At 58.4% G+C, this 24,369-nt stretch carries 23 protein-coding genes; 19 read left to right on the plus strand and 4 right to left on the minus strand.

What is annotated here, in order from left to right; genetic code table 11:
- Positions 1-1,160, minus strand: a 1,160-nt coding sequence (gene mdtH / locus CW267_RS18335) for a multidrug efflux MFS transporter MdtH (RefSeq protein WP_101148645.1), incomplete at its 3' end; no start/stop codon positions are given.
- Positions 1,161-1,388: 228 nt separating this feature from the next.
- On the opposite strand from mdtH, the gene rimJ reads away from it, so the two are divergent.
- The 4 genes from rimJ to murJ all read left to right on the plus strand — a co-directional run bounded on the left by rimJ (position 1,389) and on the right by murJ (position 5,209).
- Positions 1,389-1,973 carry a ribosomal protein S5-alanine N-acetyltransferase gene (gene rimJ, locus CW267_RS18340; RefSeq protein ID WP_008805973.1) on the plus strand — a complete coding sequence of 195 codons (585 nt, stop codon included), beginning with the start codon at positions 1,389-1,391 and terminating at the stop codon, positions 1,971-1,973.
- 9 nt (positions 1,974-1,982) lie between these two features.
- Complete coding sequence (locus CW267_RS18345; RefSeq protein ID WP_012542247.1) at positions 1,983-2,636, plus strand: YceH family protein; 654 nt, start codon at positions 1,983-1,985, stop codon at positions 2,634-2,636.
- Positions 2,637-2,650: 14 nt separating this feature from the next.
- Positions 2,651-3,562 carry a Gfo/Idh/MocA family protein gene (locus CW267_RS18350; protein WP_165787452.1) on the plus strand — a complete coding sequence of 304 codons (912 nt, stop codon included), beginning with the start codon at positions 2,651-2,653 and terminating at the stop codon, positions 3,560-3,562.
- Between the two features lie 111 nt (positions 3,563-3,673).
- Positions 3,674-5,209, plus strand: coding sequence for a murein biosynthesis integral membrane protein MurJ (murJ, locus tag CW267_RS18355; protein WP_008805976.1), 1,536 nt, complete (start codon positions 3,674-3,676; stop codon positions 5,207-5,209).
- 53 nt (positions 5,210-5,262) lie between these two features.
- Here murJ and CW267_RS18360 read toward each other — a convergent pair whose 3' ends face one another.
- A complete protein-coding gene (locus CW267_RS18360) occupies positions 5,263-6,477 on the minus strand; it encodes an MFS transporter (RefSeq protein ID WP_100781579.1) in 1,215 nt (404 codons plus the stop codon).
- A 16-nt stretch (positions 6,478-6,493) separates the two neighbouring features.
- On the opposite strand from CW267_RS18360, the gene CW267_RS18365 reads away from it, so the two are divergent.
- Complete coding sequence (locus tag CW267_RS18365; RefSeq protein ID WP_008805978.1) at positions 6,494-7,522, plus strand: LysR family transcriptional regulator; 1,029 nt, start codon at positions 6,494-6,496, stop codon at positions 7,520-7,522.
- Between the two features lie 38 nt (positions 7,523-7,560).
- On the opposite strand, the gene rne is transcribed toward CW267_RS18365, so the two are convergent.
- The gene (gene rne, locus CW267_RS18370; RefSeq protein WP_100781580.1) at positions 7,561-10,800 is read right to left on the minus strand and encodes a ribonuclease E; all 3,240 of its coding nucleotides are present in this window, start codon (positions 10,798-10,800) and stop codon (positions 7,561-7,563) included.
- Positions 10,801-11,499: 699 nt separating this feature from the next.
- Between rne and rluC the strand changes: the two genes are divergently transcribed.
- Entirely contained in the window at positions 11,500-12,453 is a 954-nt protein-coding gene (gene rluC / locus CW267_RS18380) for a 23S rRNA pseudouridine(955/2504/2580) synthase RluC (RefSeq protein WP_012542245.1), read from the plus strand.
- Positions 12,454-12,490: 37 nt separating this feature from the next.
- Here rluC and CW267_RS18385 read toward each other — a convergent pair whose 3' ends face one another.
- Complete coding sequence (locus tag CW267_RS18385) at positions 12,491-13,075, minus strand: Maf family protein (RefSeq protein WP_008805982.1); 585 nt, start codon at positions 13,073-13,075, stop codon at positions 12,491-12,493.
- 141 nt (positions 13,076-13,216) lie between these two features.
- Here CW267_RS18385 and yceD point away from each other — a divergent pair, with 141 nt between their 5' ends.
- The 13 genes from yceD to CW267_RS18450 all read left to right on the plus strand — a co-directional run bounded on the left by yceD (position 13,217) and on the right by CW267_RS18450 (position 24,104).
- Positions 13,217-13,738, plus strand: a complete 522-nt coding sequence (gene yceD / locus CW267_RS18390; protein ID WP_008805983.1) for a 23S rRNA accumulation protein YceD — start codon at positions 13,217-13,219, stop codon at positions 13,736-13,738.
- A 16-nt stretch (positions 13,739-13,754) separates the two neighbouring features.
- Positions 13,755-13,928 (plus strand): 50S ribosomal protein L32, encoded by a 174-nt coding sequence (rpmF, locus tag CW267_RS18395; RefSeq protein WP_000290724.1) that lies wholly within the window; start codon positions 13,755-13,757, stop codon positions 13,926-13,928.
- A 203-nt stretch (positions 13,929-14,131) separates the two neighbouring features.
- Complete coding sequence (gene plsX, locus CW267_RS18400) at positions 14,132-15,229, plus strand: phosphate acyltransferase PlsX (RefSeq protein WP_012542244.1); 1,098 nt, start codon at positions 14,132-14,134, stop codon at positions 15,227-15,229.
- A 54-nt stretch (positions 15,230-15,283) separates the two neighbouring features.
- Positions 15,284-16,237 (plus strand): beta-ketoacyl-ACP synthase III, encoded by a 954-nt coding sequence (locus CW267_RS18405; protein WP_043875538.1) that lies wholly within the window; start codon positions 15,284-15,286, stop codon positions 16,235-16,237.
- 15 nt (positions 16,238-16,252) lie between these two features.
- Positions 16,253-17,182, plus strand: a complete 930-nt coding sequence (fabD, locus tag CW267_RS18410; RefSeq protein WP_012542242.1) for an ACP S-malonyltransferase — start codon at positions 16,253-16,255, stop codon at positions 17,180-17,182.
- A 12-nt stretch (positions 17,183-17,194) separates the two neighbouring features.
- Positions 17,195-17,929 (plus strand): 3-oxoacyl-ACP reductase FabG, encoded by a 735-nt coding sequence (fabG, locus tag CW267_RS18415; RefSeq protein WP_002899294.1) that lies wholly within the window; start codon positions 17,195-17,197, stop codon positions 17,927-17,929.
- Between the two features lie 210 nt (positions 17,930-18,139).
- Positions 18,140-18,376, plus strand: coding sequence for an acyl carrier protein (gene acpP, locus CW267_RS18420; RefSeq protein WP_000103754.1), 237 nt, complete (start codon positions 18,140-18,142; stop codon positions 18,374-18,376).
- Positions 18,377-18,465: 89 nt separating this feature from the next.
- Positions 18,466-19,707 (plus strand): beta-ketoacyl-ACP synthase II, encoded by a 1,242-nt coding sequence (gene fabF / locus CW267_RS18425; RefSeq protein ID WP_012542241.1) that lies wholly within the window; start codon positions 18,466-18,468, stop codon positions 19,705-19,707.
- 126 nt (positions 19,708-19,833) lie between these two features.
- Positions 19,834-20,643, plus strand: coding sequence for an aminodeoxychorismate lyase (pabC, locus tag CW267_RS18430; protein ID WP_100781581.1), 810 nt, complete (start codon positions 19,834-19,836; stop codon positions 20,641-20,643).
- A gap of 1 nt (position 20,644) precedes the next feature.
- Entirely contained in the window at positions 20,645-21,667 is a 1,023-nt protein-coding gene (gene yceG / locus CW267_RS18435; protein WP_100781582.1) for a cell division protein YceG, read from the plus strand.
- A complete protein-coding gene (gene tmk / locus CW267_RS18440) occupies positions 21,657-22,298 on the plus strand; it encodes a dTMP kinase (RefSeq protein WP_008805990.1) in 642 nt (213 codons plus the stop codon). Before yceG ends, tmk begins: the two co-directional genes overlap by 11 nt.
- A complete protein-coding gene (gene holB, locus CW267_RS18445; protein WP_008805991.1) occupies positions 22,295-23,299 on the plus strand; it encodes a DNA polymerase III subunit delta' in 1,005 nt (334 codons plus the stop codon). The genes tmk and holB overlap by 4 nt, the downstream gene beginning before the upstream one ends.
- A gap of 10 nt (positions 23,300-23,309) precedes the next feature.
- Positions 23,310-24,104 (plus strand): metal-dependent hydrolase, encoded by a 795-nt coding sequence (locus CW267_RS18450; RefSeq protein ID WP_008805992.1) that lies wholly within the window; start codon positions 23,310-23,312, stop codon positions 24,102-24,104.
- The last annotated feature ends 265 nt before the right edge of the window (positions 24,105-24,369 follow it).

Genomic DNA, 24,369 nt, shown 5'->3' on the forward strand with positions numbered 1-24,369 from the left:
TGCCACCACAGGGCAAGGAAAGTGATAAACCCAATGGCGCCGAGCATCAGCCACGGCAGTTCGGGCTGGCCCACGGCTTTGCCGGCATCAAACAGCCAGCCGCCGCCCGCGTAACCCAGCGCGCCGCCGAAGGCGAGACCCAGGCGGCTGAACCCCATATAGCTGCCGCGCGCCCGGGCATCCGCCAGCGAGGCGCCCAGCGTCTCCCTGGCGGGTTCCGCGATGATCGAACCGATGTAAAACAGGCAGATCAGGGTAAATAACTGCTGCAAACTGCTGGTCATGCCAATCGGCAGCATCGCCAGCGTCATTACCAGCAGACCGGCCATCAGCCGGTGCTCAAGGCGGTAGCGTTTCTCGCTCCAGCGGGCAATGGGATAGAGCAGGGTCAGTGAAATGGTGGCTTCGATGGCGTACATCCACTTCACGGCGGCCGGCGAACCGGCGATGTCGTTCACCATGATCGGCAGCATCAGCATCACCTGCACCGCCAGCATGTAATAGCCTGTTAACGTCAGGACATAGGTGACGAAGCGCTTATCCCGCAGCACCCGTCCCAGCCCCTCGCGGACTGGCGTTTTCACCGTGGACAGTTTCCATGCTGGCAGATACCAGGCGTTAAACGCGGCGCAAGCGATAAACAGCGCGGCGCCGGCGCTGCACACCAGACGGAAGTCATACTGTAGCAGCCAACTGCCCAGCAGGGCGCCAATCACCGCGCCGGCGCTGTCTTGCATCATCAGGAGGGAGAAAAAGCGGCCGCGCTGATGCGGGCGCACCAGTTTGACCACCAGCGCGGCTCGTGGCGGATCGAACAACGTGCCGCCCAACCCGGACAAGATACAGGAGAGCCAGAGCACCCAGGGCTCATGGGCGACGGCCATCGCCGCGAAGCCGCCGGCGCGCATCAGCATGCCGGTGACAATCATGGGTTTCGCGCCGAAGCGGTCGGCAATGGCACCGCCAAAAATGCCTAATCCCTGCTGCACCAGCTGGCGCAGGCCGAGCGCAATGCCGACCATCAGCGCTGCCCAACCCATCTGATCGACAAAGCGGATGGAAATCAGCGGAAAAACGACAAAAAAGCCCAGCACGACCAGCATGTTATCGACTAACAGGAAATATTTACCCAGGCTCCTTGCCTGCGAGACGCGGGACATTTCCCCTCCAGGGAAAAATAGAGATAAGCGAGGATATTCTGCGGGCAATCTGCTGCTTTTCCCAGCACCCTTGCGACAATATTTTTTTATCAAAAAGCAAGTTCGATTGAGCCTATTCATCGAAAAGAGGAGATGGCGCAGAAAATGGTATGTTGCTGTTTTCACACTATCGTGCAGGACAGGTATAGTGATGAGAGCAAGATTGAAGTCAGGGGGACTGAAAAGGAAATGTTTGGCTATCGCAGTAACGTGCCGAAGGTGCGTTTGACGACGGACCGGCTGGTGGTGCGCCTGGTCCACGATCGTGACGCCTGGCGTCTGGCCGATTATTACGCCGAGAATAAAGTGTTCTTAAAACCCTGGGAGCCGGTACGTGACGACAGCCACTGCTATCCCTCCGGGTGGCAGGCGCGTCTGTCAATGATCGGCGAGTTTCATAAGCAGGGGTCTGCATTTTATTTCGCGCTGCTCGATGCGGAGGAAAAAGAGATCGTTGGCGTGGCGAATTTCTCCAACGTAGTTCGCGGATCATTCCATGCCTGTTATCTCGGCTACTCCATTGGCGAGAAGTGGCAAGGGCAGGGGCTGATGTTTGAAGCGTTGACCGCCGCGATTCGCTATATGCAGCGCACGCAGCATATCCATCGCATTATGGCCAACTATATGCCGCATAATCAGCGCAGCGGCGCGCTGCTGGCGCGGTTGGGGTTCGAAAAAGAGGGTTACGCCAAAGATTATCTGCTGATTGACGGGCAGTGGCGTGACCATGTACTGACGGCGCTAACGACGCCGGACTGGTCAGCAGGGCGCTAAGGAGAGAGGATGAAATATCAGTTAACCGCGCACGAAGCGCGCGTCATTGGCTGTCTGCTGGAAAAGCAGGTTACCACGCCCGAGCAGTACCCGCTGTCGGTGAACGCCGTGGTGACCGCCTGCAATCAGAAAACCAACCGCGAACCGGTGATGTCGCTGAGCGAAGGCGAGGTCCAGACGCTGCTGGATACCCTGGTGAAGCGCCACTATTTACGCACGGTCAGCGGATTCGGCAATCGAGTGACCAAGTATGAGCAGCGCTTTTGCAACTCTGAATTTGGCGATCTGAAACTCAGCGCCGGCGAAGTAGCGGTGGTGACGACGCTACTGCTGCGCGGCGCCCAGACGCCGGGTGAACTCCGTAGCCGCGCGCAGCGGATGCATGAGTTCAGCGATATGGCGGAAGTGGAAAGCGTGCTGGAAGGGTTAGCGACGCGCGAGGATGGTCCTTTTGTTGCCCGCCTGCCACGGGAACCGGGGAAACGGGAAAGCCGCTATATGCATCTGTTTTGCGATGACATGGACACGCTGATCACCACGGTGGAAGCACTCTCGCCGCTGGAAGACGATGACGATCTGCGTGCCCGGGTTGAAGCACTGGAAGGCGAGGTGGCGGAATTGAAAGCGCGCCTTGACTCGCTGTTACACCATCTGGGGGACTAAACGTGGGGACAAGACTGCGCATTGGGGTGGTTGGCTTAGGGGGCATCGCGCAGAAAGCGTGGCTGCCGGTGTTAGGCGCTGCGGAAAGCTGGACGCTGCAGGCAGCCTGGTCGCCGGGAAAAGAGAAGGCGTTGCGCATCTGCGAAACCTGGCGGATCCCGTATGCTGATTCGCTGGATGCCCTGGCGGCGCAGTGCGATGCGGTCTTTGTCCATACGTCGACGGCTTCACATCATGAAGTAGTGAATCACTTGTTGAATGCCGGGGTTCATGTTTGTGTGGATAAACCGCTGGCGGACAAGCTGAGCGAGGCGGAAGCGCTGGTCGAGCTGGCTGCCCGGCGTCATCTGACGCTGATGGTCGGTTTCAATCGCCGCTTTGCGCCACTCTATCGTGAACTGAAGGGGCGGCTGGGCGAGGTGGCCTCGCTGCGGATGGATAAGCATCGTAACGACAGCGTAGGCAACGATCTGCGCTTTACCCTTCTCGATGACTATCTGCACGTGGTGGATACTGCGTTGTGGCTGGCTGATGGTCAGGCGCGCCTGCGCGGCGGCACGTTGCAGATCACTCCTCAGGGTGAAATGCTCTATGCCGAACACCAGTTCAGTTCGCCCCGGCTGCAGGTTACCACCAGCATGCACCGCCGCGCTGGAAGCCAGCGTGAGTGGGTGCAGGCGGTCACCGATGGCGGGTTATATGCGGTGAGTGAGATGCGCGAATGGCAGGAGGAGTGTGGTCTTGGCGTGGTCCAGCGCCCGGTGGCGGGCTGGCAAACCACCCTCGAGCAGCGCGGTTTTGTCGGCTGCGCGCGACATTTCATCGAATGCGTGCAAAATCAGACGGTTCCGGAAACCGCTGGCGAACAGGCGCTGCTGGCTCAGCGGGTGGTTGACAAACTCTGGCGTGACGCCATCAGCGAATAATCCGTTGTAACAACTGACAGTAGTAATTCATATTGAACCCGGTAGACTATCGCCACTTTCCAGCGCCCGCATTTGCGGGCGTTTTACTCCAGGGTTTGGAATAACAGCGTAATGAATCTTTTAAAATCACTGGCGGCCGTCAGTTCGATGACCATGTTTTCGCGCGTGCTGGGCTTTGCCCGCGATGCGATTGTGGCGCGCATTTTTGGTGCCGGGATGGCGACCGATGCCTTTTTTGTCGCCTTCAAACTGCCTAATCTGCTGCGGCGTATTTTTGCCGAAGGCGCCTTCTCGCAGGCGTTTGTGCCGATCCTTGCCGAATATAAAAGCAAGCAGGGCGAAGATGCCACCCGGGTGTTTGTCTCGTATGTCTCCGGATTACTGACCCTGGCCCTGGCGATCGTCACCGTTATCGGGATGCTGGCGGCGCCGTGGGTGATCACCATCACCGCCCCCGGGTTTGCTGATACCGCCGATAAATTTGCGCTGACCACCCAATTGCTGCGCATTACCTTCCCCTATATTTTGCTGATCTCCCTGGCCTCGCTGGTGGGGGCGATCCTCAATACCTGGAACCGTTTCTCGGTGCCGGCCTTTGCCCCGACGTTCCTCAACGTCAGCATGATTGGCTTTGCGCTGTTTGCCGCGCCGTACTTCCATCCGCCGGTGCTGGCGCTGGCCTGGGCGGTGACGGTCGGCGGCGTGCTGCAGCTGGCCTACCAGTTGCCGCACCTGAAGAAGATTGGTATGCTGGTTCTGCCCAGAATTAATCTGAAAGATGCTGGCGCGATGCGGGTAGTGAAGCAGATGGGGCCGGCGATCCTTGGCGTGTCGGTAAGCCAGATCTCCCTCATCATCAATACCATCTTCGCCTCGTTTCTCGTGTCGGGATCGGTGTCATGGATGTACTATGCCGACCGTCTGATGGAGTTTCCGTCAGGTGTCCTGGGCGTGGCGCTTGGCACCATCCTGCTGCCGTCGTTGTCGAAAAGCTTCGCCAGTGGTAACCATGACGAGTATTGCCGCCTGATGGACTGGGGCCTGCGACTCTGCTTCCTGCTGGCGCTGCCGAGCGCGGTGGCGCTGGGGATCCTCGCTAAACCGCTGACCGTGGCCCTGTTCCAGTACGGTAAATTCAGCGCCTTTGACGCGGCGATGACCCAGCGCGCGCTGGTGGCCTATTCCGTGGGGCTGATGGGGCTTATCGTGGTGAAAGTGCTGGCGCCGGGCTTCTATTCCCGTCAGGACATCAAAACGCCGGTGAAGATTGCCATTGTCACCCTGATTATGACCCAGGTGATGAACCTGGCGTTTATCGGCCCGCTCAAGCACGCGGGCCTGTCACTGTCCATAGGGCTGGCGGCCTGCCTGAACGCCGCGCTGCTCTACTGGCAACTGCGTAAACAGAAAATTTTCACCCCACAGCCCGGCTGGCTGACTTTCCTGCTGCGTCTGGTCGCGGCGGTGGTGGTGATGGCCGCGGCGCTGCTGGGCGTCATGCATCTCATGCCGGAGTGGTCTCAGGGGACGATGCCGTTCCGCCTGATGCGCCTGCTGGTGGTGGTGGTCGCCGGAGTAGTGGCTTATTTCGCTACGCTGCTGGTGTTGGGCTTCCGCGTAAAAGAGTTTGCCCGTCGCACAGCGTAAGCCATTGCGACGGAAAGAGGAAACCCGCTTCGCTCAGGCGAAGCGGGTTTTTTTTATGATGTGCGGCGTTCGGCTGCGATGAGGCGCGCATTCTCCAGCAGGCGGATCGCCAGGGCAATTGCCCCGCTGACGACGGCGAGGGTGACCACTCCGTTCCAGCCGGCCAGCACGTACAGCTTGCTGCCCAGCACCGACCCCAGCGACATCCCGATAAAGACCACGGTGAACAGCAGAGCGTTCAGGCGGCCACGGGCCTGCGGCTCCAGGCTGTAAACCAGGTTCTGATGTGCCACCAGGCTTGACTGCAGGCCGAGATCGAAGCCAATAGCCGAGAGAGCAATCAGCGCCAGCTGGCCATGCAGAGGGAGCAGCGGCAGCATAAACATCAGGGCGAAGGAGAGGGTGACCAGCGCCGCGCCCATCTGAGTCACTTTACCGGCGCCAAACTTATCGGCCAGTCCGCCGGCCAGCGGTGCCGCCAGCGCCCCGGCGGCACCGGCGATACCAAAGCCACCCGCTACTGCGCTCCCCATGTGATACTGTTCTGAGAGCATCACCGCCAGCGTCGACCAGAAAGCGCTAAAGGCGACAGAGAGCGCCCCCTGAGCCAGCGCAGCGCGGCGTAACGCCGGATAACGCAGCCACAGATGCGCCATTGAGGCCATCAGCTGCGGATAGCTCAGCGTCGAGTGAATGGCGAAGCGCGGCAGGACCCGCCACATCACCACGCCAATCAGCGCCACGCTGACTGCAGCCGCCTGATACATCACCCGCCAGCCGAATACGGCGCCCACTACGCCGCTGACCGTCCTGGAAAGCAGGATCCCCAGCAGCAGCCCGGTCATCACCGTGCCCACCATTTTTCCCTGCTTGCCTGCCGGAGCGAGGATCGCCGCCGCCGGGACGATATCCTGCGCCATGGTGGCCGCCATACCGATCAGCAGACTGACCACCAGCAGTGAGGTGAGCTGGCCGGTAAGGCTGCACAGGAACAGCAGGATCGCCAGCATTGCGCTCTTCAGCAGGATCAGCCGGCGGCGATCGTGACGGTCGCCGAGCGGGAGCAGGAAGAGAATGCCGAGCGCGTAGCCAGCCTGCGTCAGGGTAGGAACCAGCCCCATCCCTTCTACCGACAGATGGAGATTGGCGCCCATCAGCGGCAGTAGCGGCTGCGCATAATAGATAGAGGCGACGCTAAAGCCGGCGCCGAGCGCGAGAATGAAGATAATCCAGCCTGCGTCGCGGGTGGAAAGGGAAGTCGGTGTCATGATCAGTACCTCATAGATGCGATGGCGCTATTTTTCCCTGAATGCAGCTGGCGCGGTAGCCGGGCTGGTGGTAAAACGGTTATACGTGGCACGTATAGGCAAAAGAAAAATGAAAAGACAGGAGCGTATAGACCGCATTGAGCTGATGCGCACCTATATTCGTATTATAGAGGCCGGCTCACTCTCCGCCGCCGCGGGGCAGATGGATACCACCCAGGCAACCGTCAGCCGCCGCCTGCAGTCCCTGGAAGGACTGCTGGGGGTGAAGTTGATCCTGCGCACCACTCATGCGATGAAGCTCACTGACGATGGCGAACGCTGTTATCGCCATGCCCGTCAGGTCGTGGACGCCTGGCTGGCGCTGGAGGATGATCTGCGTATTGCCGACGATCAGCCCGTGGGGGTGCTGCGGGTACGGGCGCCCCATGCTTTTGGCCAGCAACAGCTGCTGGCGCCGCTGGTCGCATTTCTGCAGCGTCATCCGCAACTGTCGGTCGAGTGGATGCTGAATGATAATACCGTCGACTTTCTCAGCGATAATATCGACTGCGCCATCCGCGTTGGCGCGGAGGTGGATCCGGCCACGGTATCCGTGCTGCTGGCGGAAGTGCCGCGCTGCGTGGTGGCTTCCCCTGAACTCCTGGCGAAGTACCCGCCGTTAACCTCGCTGGAGGCGCTATCCGGCCTGCCGTGGATCGCCATTAATACCTTTTATCAGCATGAGGTACGGCTCCGGCATCTGGAAAGTGGGCAAATCGTCTCGACGGCCATCACCCCCTGCCTGAGCACTGACAGCCTGTACGTCGCGCGAAATACCGCGCTGGCGGGGCTGGGGGTGGCGATGGTGTCCAGTTGGACGGTCGTGGAGGATATTGCCGCCGGACGGCTGATTGAGCTGTTCCCGCAGTGGCGCCCCGCCTCGCTACCGGTTCATCTGGTTTATCCCTGGGCGCGCTATTATCCGACACGCCTGCGTAAGTTCCTTGACCTGATGCGGGAGATCATGCCGGATCTGGCCGGGATGCAGCGTCCGCAAAGCGCATAAAAAAACCGGCCAGAGGCCGGTTTTTTTATTAAGCACGCTTATTCGACGGGCTGTGGGCGGGTCGGTTCTGCGGTGGCTTTACGCGTCGCACTATGACCACCGGCGGCGCCTTTACCTTCAAAAGCGAACGGCGGGCGCACCCAGGTGCTGTGGCGCGGCGCTTCCGGGACATAGTCCGGAGCAGGCGCCCGGGTCATCGGCGCGGTAGCATGGCGATCGCCAGCCACAACCACGGGTTTGCTTACCGGCGTTTCAGCTTTGACCGGTTCGGCAGGGGCTGTTGGGGCGGCTTCGGTCACCGGTGCTTCCACCACGGTTTCCGTGGCCGGAACGATGGTTTCCACTGGCGCTTCAACGACAGGCGCCGTTTCCACCACTTCAGGTTCAACCGTGACCGGCTCGGCGTCGATCGTCACTGGCGCAATAGCCTGAGGCGCTTCGACAGCTGGCGCTTCGACCGGCGCTGGCTCGACAGCGGCTGGCTCGACAATTTCCGGAGTATCAACGATAACCGGCTCGGCGGCTACGACAGGTTCGACGACCACCGGCTCAGCGGTAACGGGCTCCATGGTCGCCGGCTCGACGGTAACTGGCGCGGCAGTGACGGTTTCAACCACGGCAACCGGTGTCGCAACAGCCTCGATGGCTTCAATGGCGCTGGTGTCCTGAACCGGAACCTCTTCCGGCTGCTGGTCCTGCGGACGAACGACCGGGTAGCGGATCCAGACTTTACCGGAAGCCATCTCCGGCGAGGCGCAGGCGACGGTCAGCGGCATAGGCGACTGGGTCGGATAGCGTTCGTCACGATAGCGACGACGGCGCTGACCGCTCACGCGCAGATGACGCGGGGAACGACGAGAGCGGCGCGGCATACCGTTCGCTTCACGGGATTCGCCGTTTTCATCGTGTTCCACTACGTTTTCCGCTACCGCCGGCAGTTCGGCTTTCACCGGCTCGCTGCGCGGGGCGGCGACTTCAGCCACAACGGTCTCAGGCGCGATCTCGGCAGTCTGCTCGGCAACGGCTGACTCAATGCGTACTTTCTGGGAGAGCTGACGCGGTTTACGACGCGGCAGAGTCTGCACGCGCTCTTCCTGCTCAGTCTCCTGTACTTCCGGCTCTTCACGCGTCTGCACCTTGGCTTCCTGCTGCGCCTGGCGTTTATCGTCATTGCGGCGGCGGGAGCGTTCGCGGCGCGGCTGCTGCTCGTCGCGGGATTTGGCTTTGTCCGCGTCATCGCCGACGGTCTGGCGAGCGTCACGCGCTTCTACGTTTTGCGGCTGCTTTTCGCGACGATTGCGACGGTTTTCTTCACGCGATTCGCGCGGCTCACGACCCTCGGCATTGTCCGCACGGGTGTCGCGATTGTCACGGTTATCACGGTTGTCACGATTGTCGCGGTTATCACGGCGATCGTTGCGGTCGTTGCGATCGCGGCGGTTGTTGCTCCGCGGTTTACGGCGCTCCTGCTGACGCTCCGGTTTTTCTTCCGCTTTCTTCTCGACCGGAACTTCAACCGGCTTGGCTTCTTCAGTGCCAGAGAAGATATTTTTCAGCGCGCTGAAGAAGCGTGAGAGTAGTCCCGGCTGGGCCGGCGCGGCGGCCGCGACCGGGGCAGCGGCGACCGCAGGGGCAGCCACAGGCTCTTCCAGCATCGGTGCCGGTGGGGCGTCAGGCATCACAAAGGCGGCCAGCGCAGGCTGCTCCGGACGTTTACGTTCTGCTGGCTCCTCGTCACCAGGCAGCGCCATCTCTTCTTCATGCAGCTTCGGCAGCAGATAGCTCAGCGTTGAGGTCTCTTCACCTTTACGCACGCGCAGGACGGAGTAGTGCGGCGTCTGCATCTCGTCGTTTGGCACGATAATGACGCGGACATCGCCCTGACGGGATTCGATTGCGCTCACTGCGGCACGTTTTTCGTTCAGCAGATAAGAGGCGATCGGTACCGGAACGATGGCGTGGACTTCTTTGGTGTTCTCTTTCAGCGCCTCTTCTTCAATCAGACGCAGAATAGAGAGCGACAGCGATTCGTTATCACGCACGGTACCGGTGCCGGAGCAGCGCGGGCAGACGTGATGGCTGGATTCGCCCAGCGACGGGCTCAGGCGCTGGCGAGACATCTCCAGCAGGCCGAAGCGCGAAATATGGCTAATCTGAATGCGCGCGCGGTCCTGACGAACGGCTTCACGCAGACGGTTTTCCACCGCACGCTGGTGGCGAACCGGGGTCATATCGATAAAGTCGATAACGATCAAGCCGCCGAGGTCGCGCAGACGCAGCTGGCGGGCAATCTCGTCAGCCGCTTCAAGGTTGGTATTGAAGGCTGTCTCTTCGATATCGCCGCCGCGGGTGGCGCGGGCGGAGTTGATATCGATCGCGGTCAGCGCTTCGGTGCTGTCGATAACGATAGACCCACCGGAAGGCAGGCGCACTTCACGCTGGAAGGCGGACTCAATTTGCGATTCAATCTGATAATGGCTGAACAGCGGGATTTCACCGGTGTACAGTTTGATTTTGCTGCTGAAATCCGGACGACCCAGTGCGGCGATATGCTGGCGCGCCAGCTCGAGCACTTTCGGGTTATCGATCAGGATTTCGCCGATGTCCTGGCGCAGATAATCGCGGAATGCGCGGACAATCACGTTGCTTTCCTGGTGGATCAGGAACGGCGCCGGACGGCTTTCCGCGGCTTTCTGAATCGCTTCCCAGTGCTTCAGGCGGAAGCTCAGGTCCCACTGCAGGGCTTCGGCAGATTTGCCGACGCCAGCGGTGCGAACGATAAGACCCATGCCGTCCGGAAGCTCCAGGCTCGCCAGCGCTTCTTTCAGTTCAGTGCGGTCGTCGCCCTCGATACGGCGGGAAATTCCCCCCGCGCGCGGGTTGTTCGGCATCAGGACCAGATAGCTGCCTGCCAGGCTGATAAAGGTGGTGAGCGCAGCGCCTTTGTTGCCGCGTTCTTCTTTATCAATCTGCACGATAACTTCCTGACCTTCGCGCAGCACGTCTTTGATATTAGGACGACCGTGCGCATTGTAGTTAGCAGGGAAGTATTCGCGGGCGATTTCTTTGAGGGGGAGGAAACCATGACGCTCGGCGCCGTAATCGACAAACGCGGCTTCAAGGCTAGGTTCAATGCGGGTGATTTTGCCTTTGTAGATGTTCGCTTTTTTCTGTTCGTGCCCGGGGCTTTCGATATCCAGGTCGTACAGGCGCTGCCCATCAACAAGGGCGACGCGCAACTCTTCCTGCTGAGTTGCGTTGATTAACATTCTTTTCATCGTAACTTACTCATTATTCTTACATTGACGACTAAGCTGCGGGCAGAGTAATGCCTTTCCGGGGGAAAACCGATGGCCTCGTGTCTGGTTCACGTCGCCAACCTCACGGTTGTCGCGCGCTTAAGAGGCGCAGAGTGTCGGTCGCCTGTGTTTCAAACGGAAACACAGCGCAATTATTCAGGGGAACAGCCTGGGATGTATCACCAGAGAATATTCCATTTATACTCGTCGTCTTTCGCGTTGCAGGCATGGTGGCTTAACCTGCTCACCTCGATCAAAGGATCCAGATGAGCTCCCGGGAGTCCCGGAGTTGACGCCTTCCTGCGACTTGAAATCCATAGAGCCTGTACCGGTAAGGACTGCAACCCGCAGCCCGCTAACTGTCTGAAAGATCACAACGTCTTACGCCATTGCTGCGTGGGCGATCGGTCAGACAAAATTGGTCATTCCGCTAATGTCTTGTTCTAACAAGATGCAATACGGAAAACGGTCTCATTATTCCATTGCTAACCTTGTTATAGCAAGTTGACTTTCACCTTTTATCACCCGGTTACTCACAGTTTTATCACCTGCCCATACAGATTGTTCTAATAACAAACAAAATGGCGGTCAGGTAAACCGTGAAAACAGGATAATGATAAATATAAGCATATAAAAATGAGTGGCGCTAATGCGTCCGGCTATTTAGAATCGCGCACCATGAAAACTGAGACCCCAACCGTAAAAATGGTTGCCATTGCTGCTGATGAAGCGGGGCAACGTATCGACAACTTTTTGCGTACCCAATTGAAAGGTGTACCGAAGAGCATGATTTATCGCATCCTGCGTAAAGGCGAGGTGCGGGTAAACAAAAAGCGCGTGAAGCCGGAGTATAAGCTGGAAGCGGGTGATGAAGTCCGTATCCCGCCGGTGCGCGTGGCGGAGCGTGAAGAAGAGGCGGTATCGCCGCATCTGCAGAAAGTGGCCGCGCTCTCTGAGGTGATCCTCTATGAAGACGATCATATTCTGGTACTCAACAAACCTTCCGGTACTGCGGTACACGGCGGCAGCGGACTGAGCTTTGGCGTGATTGAAGGGCTGCGCGCCCTGCGCCCGGAGGCACGTTTCCTTGAGCTGGTGCATCGTCTCGACCGCGATACCTCCGGCGTGCTGCTGGTGGCGAAAAAGCGCTCGGCGCTGCGTTCGCTGCACGAGCAGCTGCGCGATAAAGGCATGCAGAAAGACTACCTGGCGCTGGTGCGCGGCCAGTGGCAGTCGCATACCAAAGTGGTCCAGGCCCCGCTGTTGAAGAATATTCTGCAGAGTGGGGAGCGTATCGTTCGCGTGAGTCAGGAAGGCAAGCCGTCGGAGACGCGCTTTAAAGTGGAAGAGCGTTACGAATTCGCCACGCTGGTGCGCTGCAGCCCGGTCACCGGCCGCACGCATCAGATCCGCGTTCATACCCAGTATGCCGGGCATCCTATCGCTTTTGACGATCGCTATGGCGACCGCGAGTTCGACAAGCAGCTGTCCGGTACCGGCTTAAACCGCCTGTTCCTGCACGCGGCGGCGCTGAAGTTTACCCACCCGGGGAGCGGGGAGGTGATGCGCGTTGAGGCGCCGCTGGATAACCAGCTGAAGCACTGTTTACAGGTGCTACGTAAGAGCAAATAAGCGCAACGGCGGAATCAGTTCCGCCGTTTTTTTTGCTTTAACCTAACAGCGGATTGTTATTCTCGCGGCGCAGCATCTGACAGAGCGCGATTAAGGGTAAACCGACCAGAGTGTTCGGGTCGCGGCCTTCCAGTCGTTCAAATAGCGTAATCCCTAACCCCTCGCTCTTGAAACTCCCGGCGCATTGCAGCGGGTTCTCTTTGCGGACGTAGCCTTCAATCTCTTTATCGCTGAGATGGCGAAAGTGAACGTCAAAGGGCTCGCATTCGGTTTGCAGATGGCCGGTGGCGGAGTTGTATAGCGCCAGACCGGTATAAAAGGTGACGATGGTCCCGCTGGCCTTTCGCAACTGCCGGCGGGCATTTTCTTCGGTGTGCGGTTTGCCGGTGATTTCACCGTCTAATACGCAAACCTGATCGGAGCCTATAATAAGGTGGTGCGGATAGCGGGAGGCCAGGCTTTGCGCTTTGGCTTGCGCCAGTCGGGCGACAAGTTGACGCGCGGATTCTTCCGGCAACGGCGTTTCGTCAACGTCAGGCGCGGCACATTCAAACGGTAACCCCAGTTTTTCCAGCAGCATGCGCCGCCAGGGAGAGGTTGACGCGAGGATAAGTTCAGACATATTTTTTCATCCACATATAGCGCTTCGCAGAGCATCATCTTAAACTATGCGCCGCAATGTGTGCGAATAAATGGCAAAAGGCAACCTGAGGCTGCCTTTTTCTTTGACTCTATGACATTACAAAGTTAATATGCGCGCCCTATGCAAAAGGTAAAATTACCCCTGACTCTTGATCCGGTCCGCACGGCTCAAAAACGCCTTGATTACGAAGGCATCTATGCCCGCGATCAGGTTGAACGTGTAGCCGATTCTGTAGTCAGCGTGGACAGCGATGTGGAATGCAGCATGTCGTTCGCTATCGATAACCAGCGTCTCGCCGTCATCACTGGCGATGCAAAGGTGACGGTAACCCTCGAATGCCAGCGTTGCGGGAAACCGTTCCCTCATCACGTCCACACCACGTATTGTTTTAGCCCCGTCAGAAATGACGAACAGGCCGAAGCACTACCGGAAGCGTATGAGCCGATTGAGGTTAACGAATTCGGTGAAATCGACCTGCAGGCAATGGTCGAGGATGAAATTATCCTCTCCCTGCCCGTAGTTCCGGTGCATGATTCTGAACACTGTGAAGTGTCCGACGCGGACATGGTCTTTGGCGAACTGCCTGAAGAGGCACAAAAACCAAACCCATTTGCCGTATTAGCCAGCTTAAAGCGTAAGTAATTGAGGAGTAAGGTCCATGGCCGTACAACAGAATAAACCAACCCGTTCCAAACGTGGCATGCGTCGTTCCCATGACGCGCTGACCGCAGTCACCAGCCTGTCTGTAGACAAAACTTCTGGTGAGAAACACCTGCGTCACCACATCACTGCCGACGGTTTCTACCGCGGTCGCAAGGTTATCGCTAAGTAATCACGCGATACTCGCAGGATTTCCCGTTGCAGGCCATGGCGGGCGTGTGCGTCCCTGGACATTCGGTTAACCCGATCACCAGGGGCATCAATGCCCGAATTGTTGCGTCTGCAGCGTGAACATTCGCGAGTGCCAGCGTGATGAAGCTTAGTGAGGACTCCCCGGGCAACTGGGGAATCACCGAACCGGGCAGCGACGATACCTTGACACGTCTAACCCTGGCGTTAGATGTCATGGGGGGCGATTTTGGCCCATCCGTGACGGTGCCTGCAGCACTGCAGGCACTGAACTCTAATTCGCAACTCACACTTCTTTTAGTCGGCGACCCCGACGCCATCACGCCATTACTTGCCAAAGCTGACTTCGAACAACGTTCGCGTCTGCAGATTATTCCTGCGCAGTCAGTTATTGCCAGTGATGCGCGACCCGCACAGGCTATCCGCAGCAGTCGCGGAAGCTCAATGCGCGTGGCGCTGGAGCTTGTGAAAGAAGGGCGGGCGGAAGCCTGCGTCAGCGCCGGCAACACCGGCGCGCTGATGGGACTGGCGAAACTGTTGCTCAAACCGATCGAAGGTATTGAGCGGCCGGCGCTGGTGACGGTTCTGCCGCACCAGCAGAAGGGCAAAACCGTGGTGCTGGATCTCGGCGCCAACGTCGATTGTGACAGCACGATGCTGGTGCAGTTCGCCGTCATGGGCGCGGTGCTGGCGGAGGAAGTGGTTGGCATGACCAACCCGCGCGTCGCCTTGCTGAATATCGGCGAAGAAGAGATGAAAGGCCTCAGCAGCATTCGCGATGCTGCCGCAGTGCTGAAAACGCTGCCTTCCCTCAACTACATCGGCTATCTTGAAGCCAATGAACTGTTGACCGGAAAAACCGATGTGCTGGTTTGTGATGGATTCACGGGCAACGTCACATTAAAAACCATGGAAGGTGTTGTCAGAATGTTCCTTTCACTGCTGAAATCTCAGGGAGAGGGCAAAAAACGGTCGTGGTGGCTGCTGTTATTAAAACGTTGGTTACAAAAAAGCCTGGCGAGGCGATTCAGTCACCTCAACCCCGACCAGTATAATGGCGCCTGTCTGTTAGGATTGCGCGGTTCCGTGATCAAGAGTCATGGTGCTGCCAATCAACGCGCCTTTAGCGTCGCGATAGAGCAGGCAGTGCAGGCGGTGCAGCGGCAAATTCCTCAACGGATCGCCGCGCGCCTGGAATCTTTATACCCAGCTGGTTTCGCGCTGCCGGAAAGCGACAGTGACGTGAACTCCCGACAGCAAAGCGGGACGAATGGCCACGATTGACGCCGCGGCAGGTTGAAAGAGGCGGGTATATTACCCAAGAGTGACTGAGCGTACATGTATACGAAGATTATTGGTACCGGCAGCTATCTGCCCGAGCAAGTGCGTACAAACGCCGACCTGGAAAAAATGGTAGAGACCTCTGACGAGTGGATTGTCACCCGCACAGGTATCCGTGAGCGTCGTATTGCCGCAGCGCATGAAACAGTTGCTACGATGGGCTTTGAAGCCGGAAAGCAGGCGCTGGCGATGGCGGGCGTGTCCGCGGAGCAGATTGGTCTGATTATCGTTGCGACCACCTCCGGCACGCACGCGTTTCCGAGTTCGGCATGCCAGATCCAGTCTATGCTGGGCGTTAAGGGTTGCCCGGCGTTTGATGTCGCCGCTGCCTGCGCCGGTTTCACCTATGCGCTGAGCGTCGCCGATCAGTACGTGAAGAACGGCGCGGTGGATTATGCGCTGGTGATTGGCGCCGATGTGCTGGCGCGTACCTGCGATCCGGCGGATCGCGGCACGATTATTATTTTCGGCGATGGCGCGGGCGCGGTGGTTCTGGGCGCTTCCGAAGAGCCAGGCATTATCTCGACGCATCTGCATGCTGACGGCAGCTATGGCGAACTGCTGACCCTGCCGAACGCCGATCGCGTCGATCCGGAAAACCCGATCTATCTGACGATGGCCGGCAATGAAGTCTTCAAAGTGGCGGTCACCGAGCTGGCGCACATCGTTGATGAGACGCTGGCAGCGAATAATCTTGAACGTTCAGCGCTGGACTGGCTGGTGCCGCACCAGGCAAACCTGCGTATTATCAGCGCGACGGCGAAGAAACTGGGCATGTCGATGGATAACGTCGTTGTGACCCTCGACCGCCATGGCAACACCTCCGCGGCGTCAGTCCCTTGCGCGCTGGATGAAGCCGTTCGCGATGGCCGTATCCAACGCGGTCAGTTGATTCTGCTGGAAGCCTTTGGTGGCGGTTTCACCTGGGGTTCCGCGCTGGTTCGTTTTTAGTATAAGGATTTAAACATGACGCAATTTGCTTTTGTGTTCCCGGGACAAGGTTCCCAGGCCGTAGGCATGCTGGCCGATATGGCTGCCACCTGGCCGGTGATTGAAGAGACCTTCGGTGAAGCGTCCGCAGCGTTGGGTTACGATCTGTGGGCGCTGGCTCAACAGGGTCCGGCAGAAGAACTGAATAAAACCTGGCAGACTCAGCCGGCGCTGCTGACCGCCTCCGTGGCGCTATACCGCGTCTGGCAGCAGCAGGGCGGCAAAGCGCCGACCCTGCTGGCGGGCCACAGCCTCGGCGAATACTCCGCGCTGGTTTGCGCAGGGGTTATCGGTTTCGCTGATGCCGTTCGTCTGGTTGAACTGCGCGGGAAATTCATGCAGGAAGCCGTACCGGAAGGTACCGGCGCCATGTCCGCGATTATCGGCCTGGATGACGCTTCTATCGCCAAAGCCTGTGAAGAATCGGCCGAAGGGCAGGTTGTCTCTCCGGTGAACTACAATTCCCCGGGCCAGGTGGTTATCGCCGGGCATAAAGAGGCCGTTGAACGCGCTGGCGCCGCTTGTAAAGCCGCTGGCGCCAAACGCGCGCTGCCGCTGCCGGTGAGCGTGCCGTCCCACTGCGCGCTGATGAAGCCAGCTGCAGAAAAACTGGCGCTGGAGTTGCAGAAAATCACCTTCAACGCGCCGACGATTCCGGTAGTGAATAACGTCGACGTGAAATGCGAAACCACGCCGGACGCCATTCGCGACGCGCTGGTACGCCAGCTGTACAGCCCGGTCCAGTGGACCAAAACCGTTGAGTTTATGGCGGCGCAGGGCGTAACGCATCTGTATGAAGTTGGCCCGGGTAAAGTCCTCACCGGCCTGACCAAACGTATTGTTGACACCCTGACCGCTTCCGCGCTTAACGAGCCGGCGGCGATGTCTGCGGCGCTTGAGCAATAAAAGAGGAAAACCATGAGTTTTGAAGGAAAAATCGCGCTGGTTACCGGTGCAAGCCGCGGTATTGGCCGTGCAATCGCTGAAACGCTCGTCGCTCGTGGCGCGAAAGTTATCGGTACTGCGACCAGCGAAAGCGGCGCGCAGGCCATCAGCGACTATTTAGGCGCCAACGGTAAAGGTCTGATGTTGAATGTGACCGACCCGGCATCTATTGAATCTGTTCTGGAAAATGTGCGCGCAGAGTTTGGCGAAGTGGATATCCTGGTGAATAATGCCGGGATCACTCGCGACAATCTGTTGATGCGCATGAAAGATGACGAGTGGAACGATATTATCGAAACCAACCTGTCATCGGTTTTCCGTCTGTCAAAAGCGGTAATGCGCGCTATGATGAAAAAGCGTCATGGACGTATTATCACTATCGGTTCTGTGGTTGGTACCATGGGAAATGCGGGTCAGGCCAACTACGCTGCGGCGAAAGCGGGTCTGATCGGCTTCAGTAAATCACTGGCGCGTGAAGTTGCGTCCCGCGGTATTACTGTAAACGTTGTTGCTCCGGGCTTTATTGAAACGGACATGACGCGTGCGCTGACCGATGAGCAGCGTGCGGGTACGCTGGCGGCAGTTCCTGCGGGGCGCCTTGGCACCCCAAATGAAATCGCCAGCGCGGTTGCATTTTTAGCCTCTGACGAAGCAAGTTACATCACTGGTGAAACGCTGCACGTCAACGGCGGAATGTACATGGTCTGACCGAGATTTGTGCAAAACGTTCAGGAACCGCGCACTTCGCACGGTTCCCTGTGCGGTTTTGTGCGAAAAGATTTGCGTTCTTAGGGCAAACGGCCTCAAAATAGCGCAAAATCGTGGTAAGACCTGCCGGGATTTAGTTGCAAATTTTTCAACATTTTATACACTACGAAAACCATCGCGAAAGCGAGTTTTGATAGGAAATTTAAGAGTATGAGCACTATCGAAGAACGCGTTAAGAAAATTATCGGCGAGCAGCTGGGCGTTAAGCAGGAAGAAGTTACCAACAATGCTTCCTTCGTTGAAGACCTGGGCGCTGATTCTCTTGACACCGTTGAGCTGGTAATGGCTCTGGAAGAAGAGTTTGATACTGAGATTCCGGACGAAGAAGCTGAGAAAATCACCACCGTTCAGGCTGCCATTGATTACATCAACGGCCACCAGGCGTAAGTGAACATCTCCAGGCGGTCATTCGACCGCCTGAGTTTTATCTTTTTATTGTCCCACAAGAATCTATTTTCCCTCCCTGGAGGACAAACGTGTCTAAGCGTCGTGTAGTTGTGACCGGACTGGGCATGTTGTCTCCTGTCGGCAATACCGTAGAGTCTACCTGGAAAGCTCTCCTTGCCGGTCAGAGTGGCATCAGCCTGATCGACCATTTCGATACTAGCGCCTATGCAACGAAATTTGCTGGCTTAGTAAAGGATTTTAACTGTGATGACATTATCTCGCGCAAAGAACAGCGCAAGATGGATGCCTTCATTCAATATGGAATTGTCGCTGGCGTTCAGGCCATGCAGGATTCTGGCCTTGAAGTGACGGAAGAGAATGCAACCCGTATTGGCGCCGCTATCGGCTCCGGTATTGGCGGTCTCGGCTTGATCGAAGAAAACCACAGTTCGCTGGTTAACGGCGGACCGCGTAAGATCAGCCCATTCTTCGTTCCTTCCACAATTGTTAACATGGTGGCCGGGCATCTGACCATCATGTTTGGTCTGCGTGGGCCAAGCATCTCTATCGCGACCGCATGTACTTCAGGCGTGCACAACATCGGCCAGGCCGCGCGCATCATCGCCTATGGCGATGCCGATGCGATGGTGGCAGGCGGTGCGGAAAAAGCCAGTACCCCGCTTGGCGTGGGCGGCTTCGGCGCGGCGCGTGCGCTCTCCACGCGCAATGACAACCCGCAGGCGGCGAGCCGTCCGTGGGATAAAGATCGCGACGGCTTCGTGCTGGGCGACGGCGCGGGTATGGTGGTGCTGGAAGAGTACGAGCATGCTAAAAAACGCGGTGCCAAAATCTACGCCGAGATCGTTGGCTTCGGCATGAGCAGCGATGCTTACCACATGACGTCACCGCCGGAAGATGGTGCGGGCGCCGCGCTGGCGATGGTGAATGCCATTCGCGATGCGGGCATCGAACCGGGCCAGATTGGCTACGTCAACGCCCACGGCACCTCGACGCCGGCTGGCGATAAAGCAGAAGCGCAGGCCGTTAAGTCAGTCTTCGGTGATGCGGCGAGCCGCGTCATGGTGAGCTCCACCAAATCCATGACCGGGCACCTGCTGGGCGCGGCAGGGGCCGTAGAGTCGATCTACTCTATCCTGGCGCTGCGCGACCAGGCGGTTCCGCCGACGATCAACCTCGACAACCCGGATGAGGGCTGCGACCTCGATTTCGTGCCACACGAAGCGCGTCAGGTTTCCGGTATGGAGTACACCCTGTGCAACTCCTTCGGCTTTGGCGGCACTAACGGTTCGTTGATCTTCAAAAAAGTGTGACAGGGCTTGCCCCGGTACTGCTTTAACAAAAGGCCCGTTTGTCGGGCCTTTTTTTATTCAGTTTTCTCCGCTTGTCCTCTGCTCTGGGTCCTGAGACACTGACCGACCAGTGAAAAGGAGTCCTTTATGTTCTTGATAAATGGCGTTGCACAGGACACGCTGGCAGCGAACGATCGCGCCACCCAGTTTGGCGACGGCTGTTTTACTACCGCCCGCATTCAGCAGGGGCAGGTTGCGCTACTGGACGCCCATCTGCAGCGTTTGCAGACAACCTGTGAAAAATTACAAATACCATTTCACGACTGGCTGACGCTGAGCGAAGAGATGCAGCGTCTGGCGCGGCCGCACGCGCAGGGCGTGTTGAAGGTGATCCTCACCCGCGGCGTTGGGGGAAGGGGATACAGTACGGCGGGCTGCGTGTCGCCCACCCGCATTCTCAGTGTCTCTCCATTCCCGGCGCATTATGCGCGCTGGCGGGAGGAGGGCATTACCCTGACCCAGAGCCCGGTGCCCCTGGGGCGCAACCCGTGGCTTGCCGGACTGAAGCATCTTAATCGCCTTGAGCAGGTACTGATCCGCTCTCATCTTGAGCAGACGGACGCCGATGAGGCGCTGGTCCTTGACAGTGACGGGTGGCTTACGGAATGCTGTGCCGCGAATTTATTCTGGCGTCAGGGACGGGATGTATTTACTCCGCGGCTCGATTACGCCGGGGTCAACGGCATTATGCGGCAGCGCTGTATCGCACAGCTGGCACCATCGGCGTTTCGCGTTGTCGAAGTGACAGCGCGTCCTGAGGTATTGCGTGAAGCCGATGAAGTGCTGATCTGCAATGCGCTGATGCCGCTGGTGCCGGTTCGTCGCTGGGAGGAGACCGTCTGGTCCTCGCGCGAGCTTTACCATTTTTTAGCCCCTTTGTGTGAGCTGTCTGGTTAGTATGAAGAAAATGTTACGTTTTATTCTGCTGTTAGTGGTGGTGCTGGGCATCGCCGCGGCGGCAGGCATGTGGAAAGTACGCCAGCTGGCGGACAGCAAGCTGCTGATTAAAGAAGAGACCATCTTCACCCTGGAGCCCGGTACCGGCCGTCTGGCGCTGGGCCAGGATCTTTATCGCGAGAAGGTGATCAACCGCCCGCGCGTTTTCCAGTGGCTGCTGCGGGTGGAACCTGAGCTGTCTCACTTCAAAGCCGGGACCTATCGCTTCACGCCGCAGATGACGGTGCGCGAGATGCTGCAGCTGCTGGCCAGCGGTAAAGAGGCGCAGTTTCCGCTGCGCTTTGTCGAAGGTATGCGCGTTAGCGACTACCTGCGCCAGCTGCGCGATGCCCCGTACGTGAAGCACACTCTCGATGATGATAGCTATGCGACGGTGGCTAAGGCGTTAGGTCTTGAGCATGCCGACTGGGTGGAGGGCTGGTTCTGGCCGGATACCTGGATGTACACCGCCAATACCAGCGATATCGCCATCCTCAAGCGCGCGCATCAGAAAATGGTCGCCGAAGTGGCGAAGATCTGGGAAGGACGGATGGACAATCTGCCCTATGCCGATCAGAACCAGCTGTTGACCATGGCCTCGATTATTGAGAAAGAGACCGCGGTGGCGGAAGAGCGCGACCGCGTCGCGTCGGTATTTATCAATCGCCTGCGCATCGGTATGCGCTTACAGACCGATCCGACCGTGATCTACGGGATGGGCGAGGGGTATACTGGTAAGTTAACGCGTAAGGATCTCGAGACGCCGACCGCATACAACACTTATACCATCAGCGGCCTGCCGCCTGGTCCTATCGCAGTGCCGGGCGCGGCGTCGCTGAAGGCGGCCGCCCATCCGGCGAAAACGTCATACCTCTATTTTGTCGCCGACGGGAAAGGGGGCCATACGTTTACCACAAACCTGGTCAGTCATAACCGTGCGGTGCAGGACTATCTGAAAGTACTTAAGGAAAAAAATGCGCAGTAACTATATCGTCATCGAGGGGCTGGAGGGCGCCGGGAAGACCACCGCACGTCAGCTGGTGGTGGAGACGCTGCAGTCGGCAGGTATTCACGATATGGTGTTTACCCGCGAGCCGGGGGGCACTGTCCTTGCCGAAAAACTGCGTAGCCTGGTGCTGGATATCCAGTCCACGGGTGATGAGGTCATTAATGATAAAGCGGAAGTGCTGATGTTTTACGCGGCGCGCGTCCAGCTGGTGGAGACCGTGATTAAGCCCGCGCTGGCCCGCGGCCAGTGGGTGATCGGCGATCGTCACGATCTGTCGACTCAGGCTTATCAGGGCGGCGGCCGGGGAATTGACCGTACGATGCTGGCGACGCTGCGCGACGCGGTACTCGGCGATTTCCGCCCCAATCTGACGCTGTACCTCGACGTCACGCCGGAAGTGGGGCTGCAGCGCGCCCGGGCCCGCGGCGAACTGGATCGCATTGAGCAGGAGTCCATGAACTTCTTCAATCGCACCCGCGCGCGCTACCTTGAGCTGGCCGCTGCAGACCCGTCGATCCGTACGGTTGACGCGACCCAGCCGCTCGACGCCGTCGCTCGCGACATACGCGCCACAATCGCCCAGTGGATGGCGGAGCAACCGGCATGAAATGGTATCCGTGGCTGCGCCCGTCGTTCGAGCAACTGGTCGGAAGCTATCAGGCCGGACGAGGCCACCACGCCTTGCTGTTACAGTCTCTGAGCGGGATGGGCGGTGAGGCGTTGATTTACGCGCTGTGCCGCTTCCTGATGTGCCGCCAGCCCGAAGGACATAAAAGCTGCGGCCACTGCCATAGTTGCCAGCTGATGCAGGCCGGCACACATCCCGATTACTATCCGCTGATCCCCGAAAAGGGCAAGAGTGCGCTGGGCATTGATGCGGTGCGCGATGTCAATGAAAAGCTCTATGAGCGCGCGCGCCTCGGTGGGGCGAAAGTGGTGTGGATTAGCGATGCCGCTTTGCTGACCGATGCCGCCGCCAACGCGTTGCTGAAAACGCTGGAAGAGCCGCCGGAGAATACCTGGTTCTTCCTCGCCTGCCAGGAGCCGGCGCGTCTGCTGACGACTCTGCGCAGCCGTTGTCGCCTGCACCACCTGGCGCCGCCGTCGGAGTCTTATGCCCTGGCCTGGCTGGAGCGAGAGGTGAACCTGCCGCAGGAGTCGCTGTTGACCGCGTTGCGTCTGTGCGCCAGCGCGCCGGCCGCGGCGCTCGAACTATTACAGGAACCGCAGTGGACGGCGCGGCAGCAGCTGTGTCAGGCGCTGGCGGCCACCCTGGCGAGTGGTGACTGGCTGGCATTGCTGCCGATACTCAATCATGAACAGGCGGCGGTTCGCCTGCACTGGCTGGCATCGCTGCTGGTCGATGCGCAAAAACGACAGCAGGGGATTGCCCTGGTGAGTAACCCGGACGTCTGGCCGCTGCTGGAGCAGCTGGCGCACAGCCTGCCCGCCGCCCGGCTGCAGGCGATCGCCCATGACGTCTGTACCTGCCGTGAGCAATTGCTGAACGTCGTCGGCGTCAACCGCGAACTGCTGCTCACCGAGCGCCTGCTGCGCTGGGAACATTACCTGCAACCCGGGACGGTTTTACCCGTATCCCACCTCTGAGTGAGACATTATGTTTTTAGTCGACTCCCACTGCCATCTTGATGGTCTGGATTATCAAACTCTGCACAAAAACGTCGACGACGTGCTGGCAAAAGCGGCCGCGCGCGATGTGAAATTCTGCCTGGCGGTCGCCACGACCTTGCCCGGCTACCGCAGTATGCGTGAGCTGGTGGGGACGCGTGACAACGTCGTCTTCTCCTGCGGCGTGCATCCGTTAAACCAGGACGAAGCCTACGAGGTGGAGACCCTGCGCACGCTGGCGGCGGAAGAGGGCGTTGTGGCGATGGGGGAGACCGGTCTGGATTATTTTTATACCCCGGAAACCAAAGCCCAGCAGCAAACCTCGTTTCGCGACCACATACGCATTGGCCGCGAGCTGAATAAGCCGGTGATCGTCCACACCCGCGACGCGCGCGCCGATACCCTGGCCATTTTACGCGAAGAAAAGGTGACGGATTGCGGTGGCGTACTACACTGTTTCACTGAGGACAGGGAGACAGCGGGTAAATTGCTCGACATGGGGTTCTATATCTCGTTTTCCGGTATCGTCACTTTTCGTAACGCCGAGCAGCTGCGCGATGCGGCGCGCTATGTTCCGCTGGATCGCCTGCTGGTGGAGACCGATTCGCCGTACCTGGCGCCAGTCCCCCATCGCGGCAAAGAGAACCAGCCGGCGCTGGTCCGTGACGTTGCGGAATACATGGCGGTACTGAAAGGCGTGTCGCTGGAGCAACTGGCCCAGCAGACCACCGATAATTTTGCCACTCTGTTCCATATTGACCCCGCCCGCTTACAACCTGCTTGATCTGCTTATTATTTTAAGGCTCGTAATTAATAACCAAAGCGAGTAAAGTTCACCGCCACAAAAGTGGCGGTGAAGGTTTTTTGGCAACATCTGGATACAACTTATGTAAGCTGATGTAAATTTTTACCGTAAGGCTGATTGAAACGTGATAGCCGTCAAACAATCATCCCGTTAATTATTTTACTCTGTGTAATAAATAAAGGGCGCTTAGATGTCCTGTCCACGGCACGGTTCTCCCCCCGGGCCAATGCGTGAAAACGTAAAA

Origin of the sequence: Klebsiella sp. X1-16S-Nf21 (assembly GCF_002837615.1) — a bacterium.
GTDB classification, from domain to species: Bacteria; Pseudomonadota; Gammaproteobacteria; order Enterobacterales; family Enterobacteriaceae; genus Klebsiella; species Klebsiella variicola.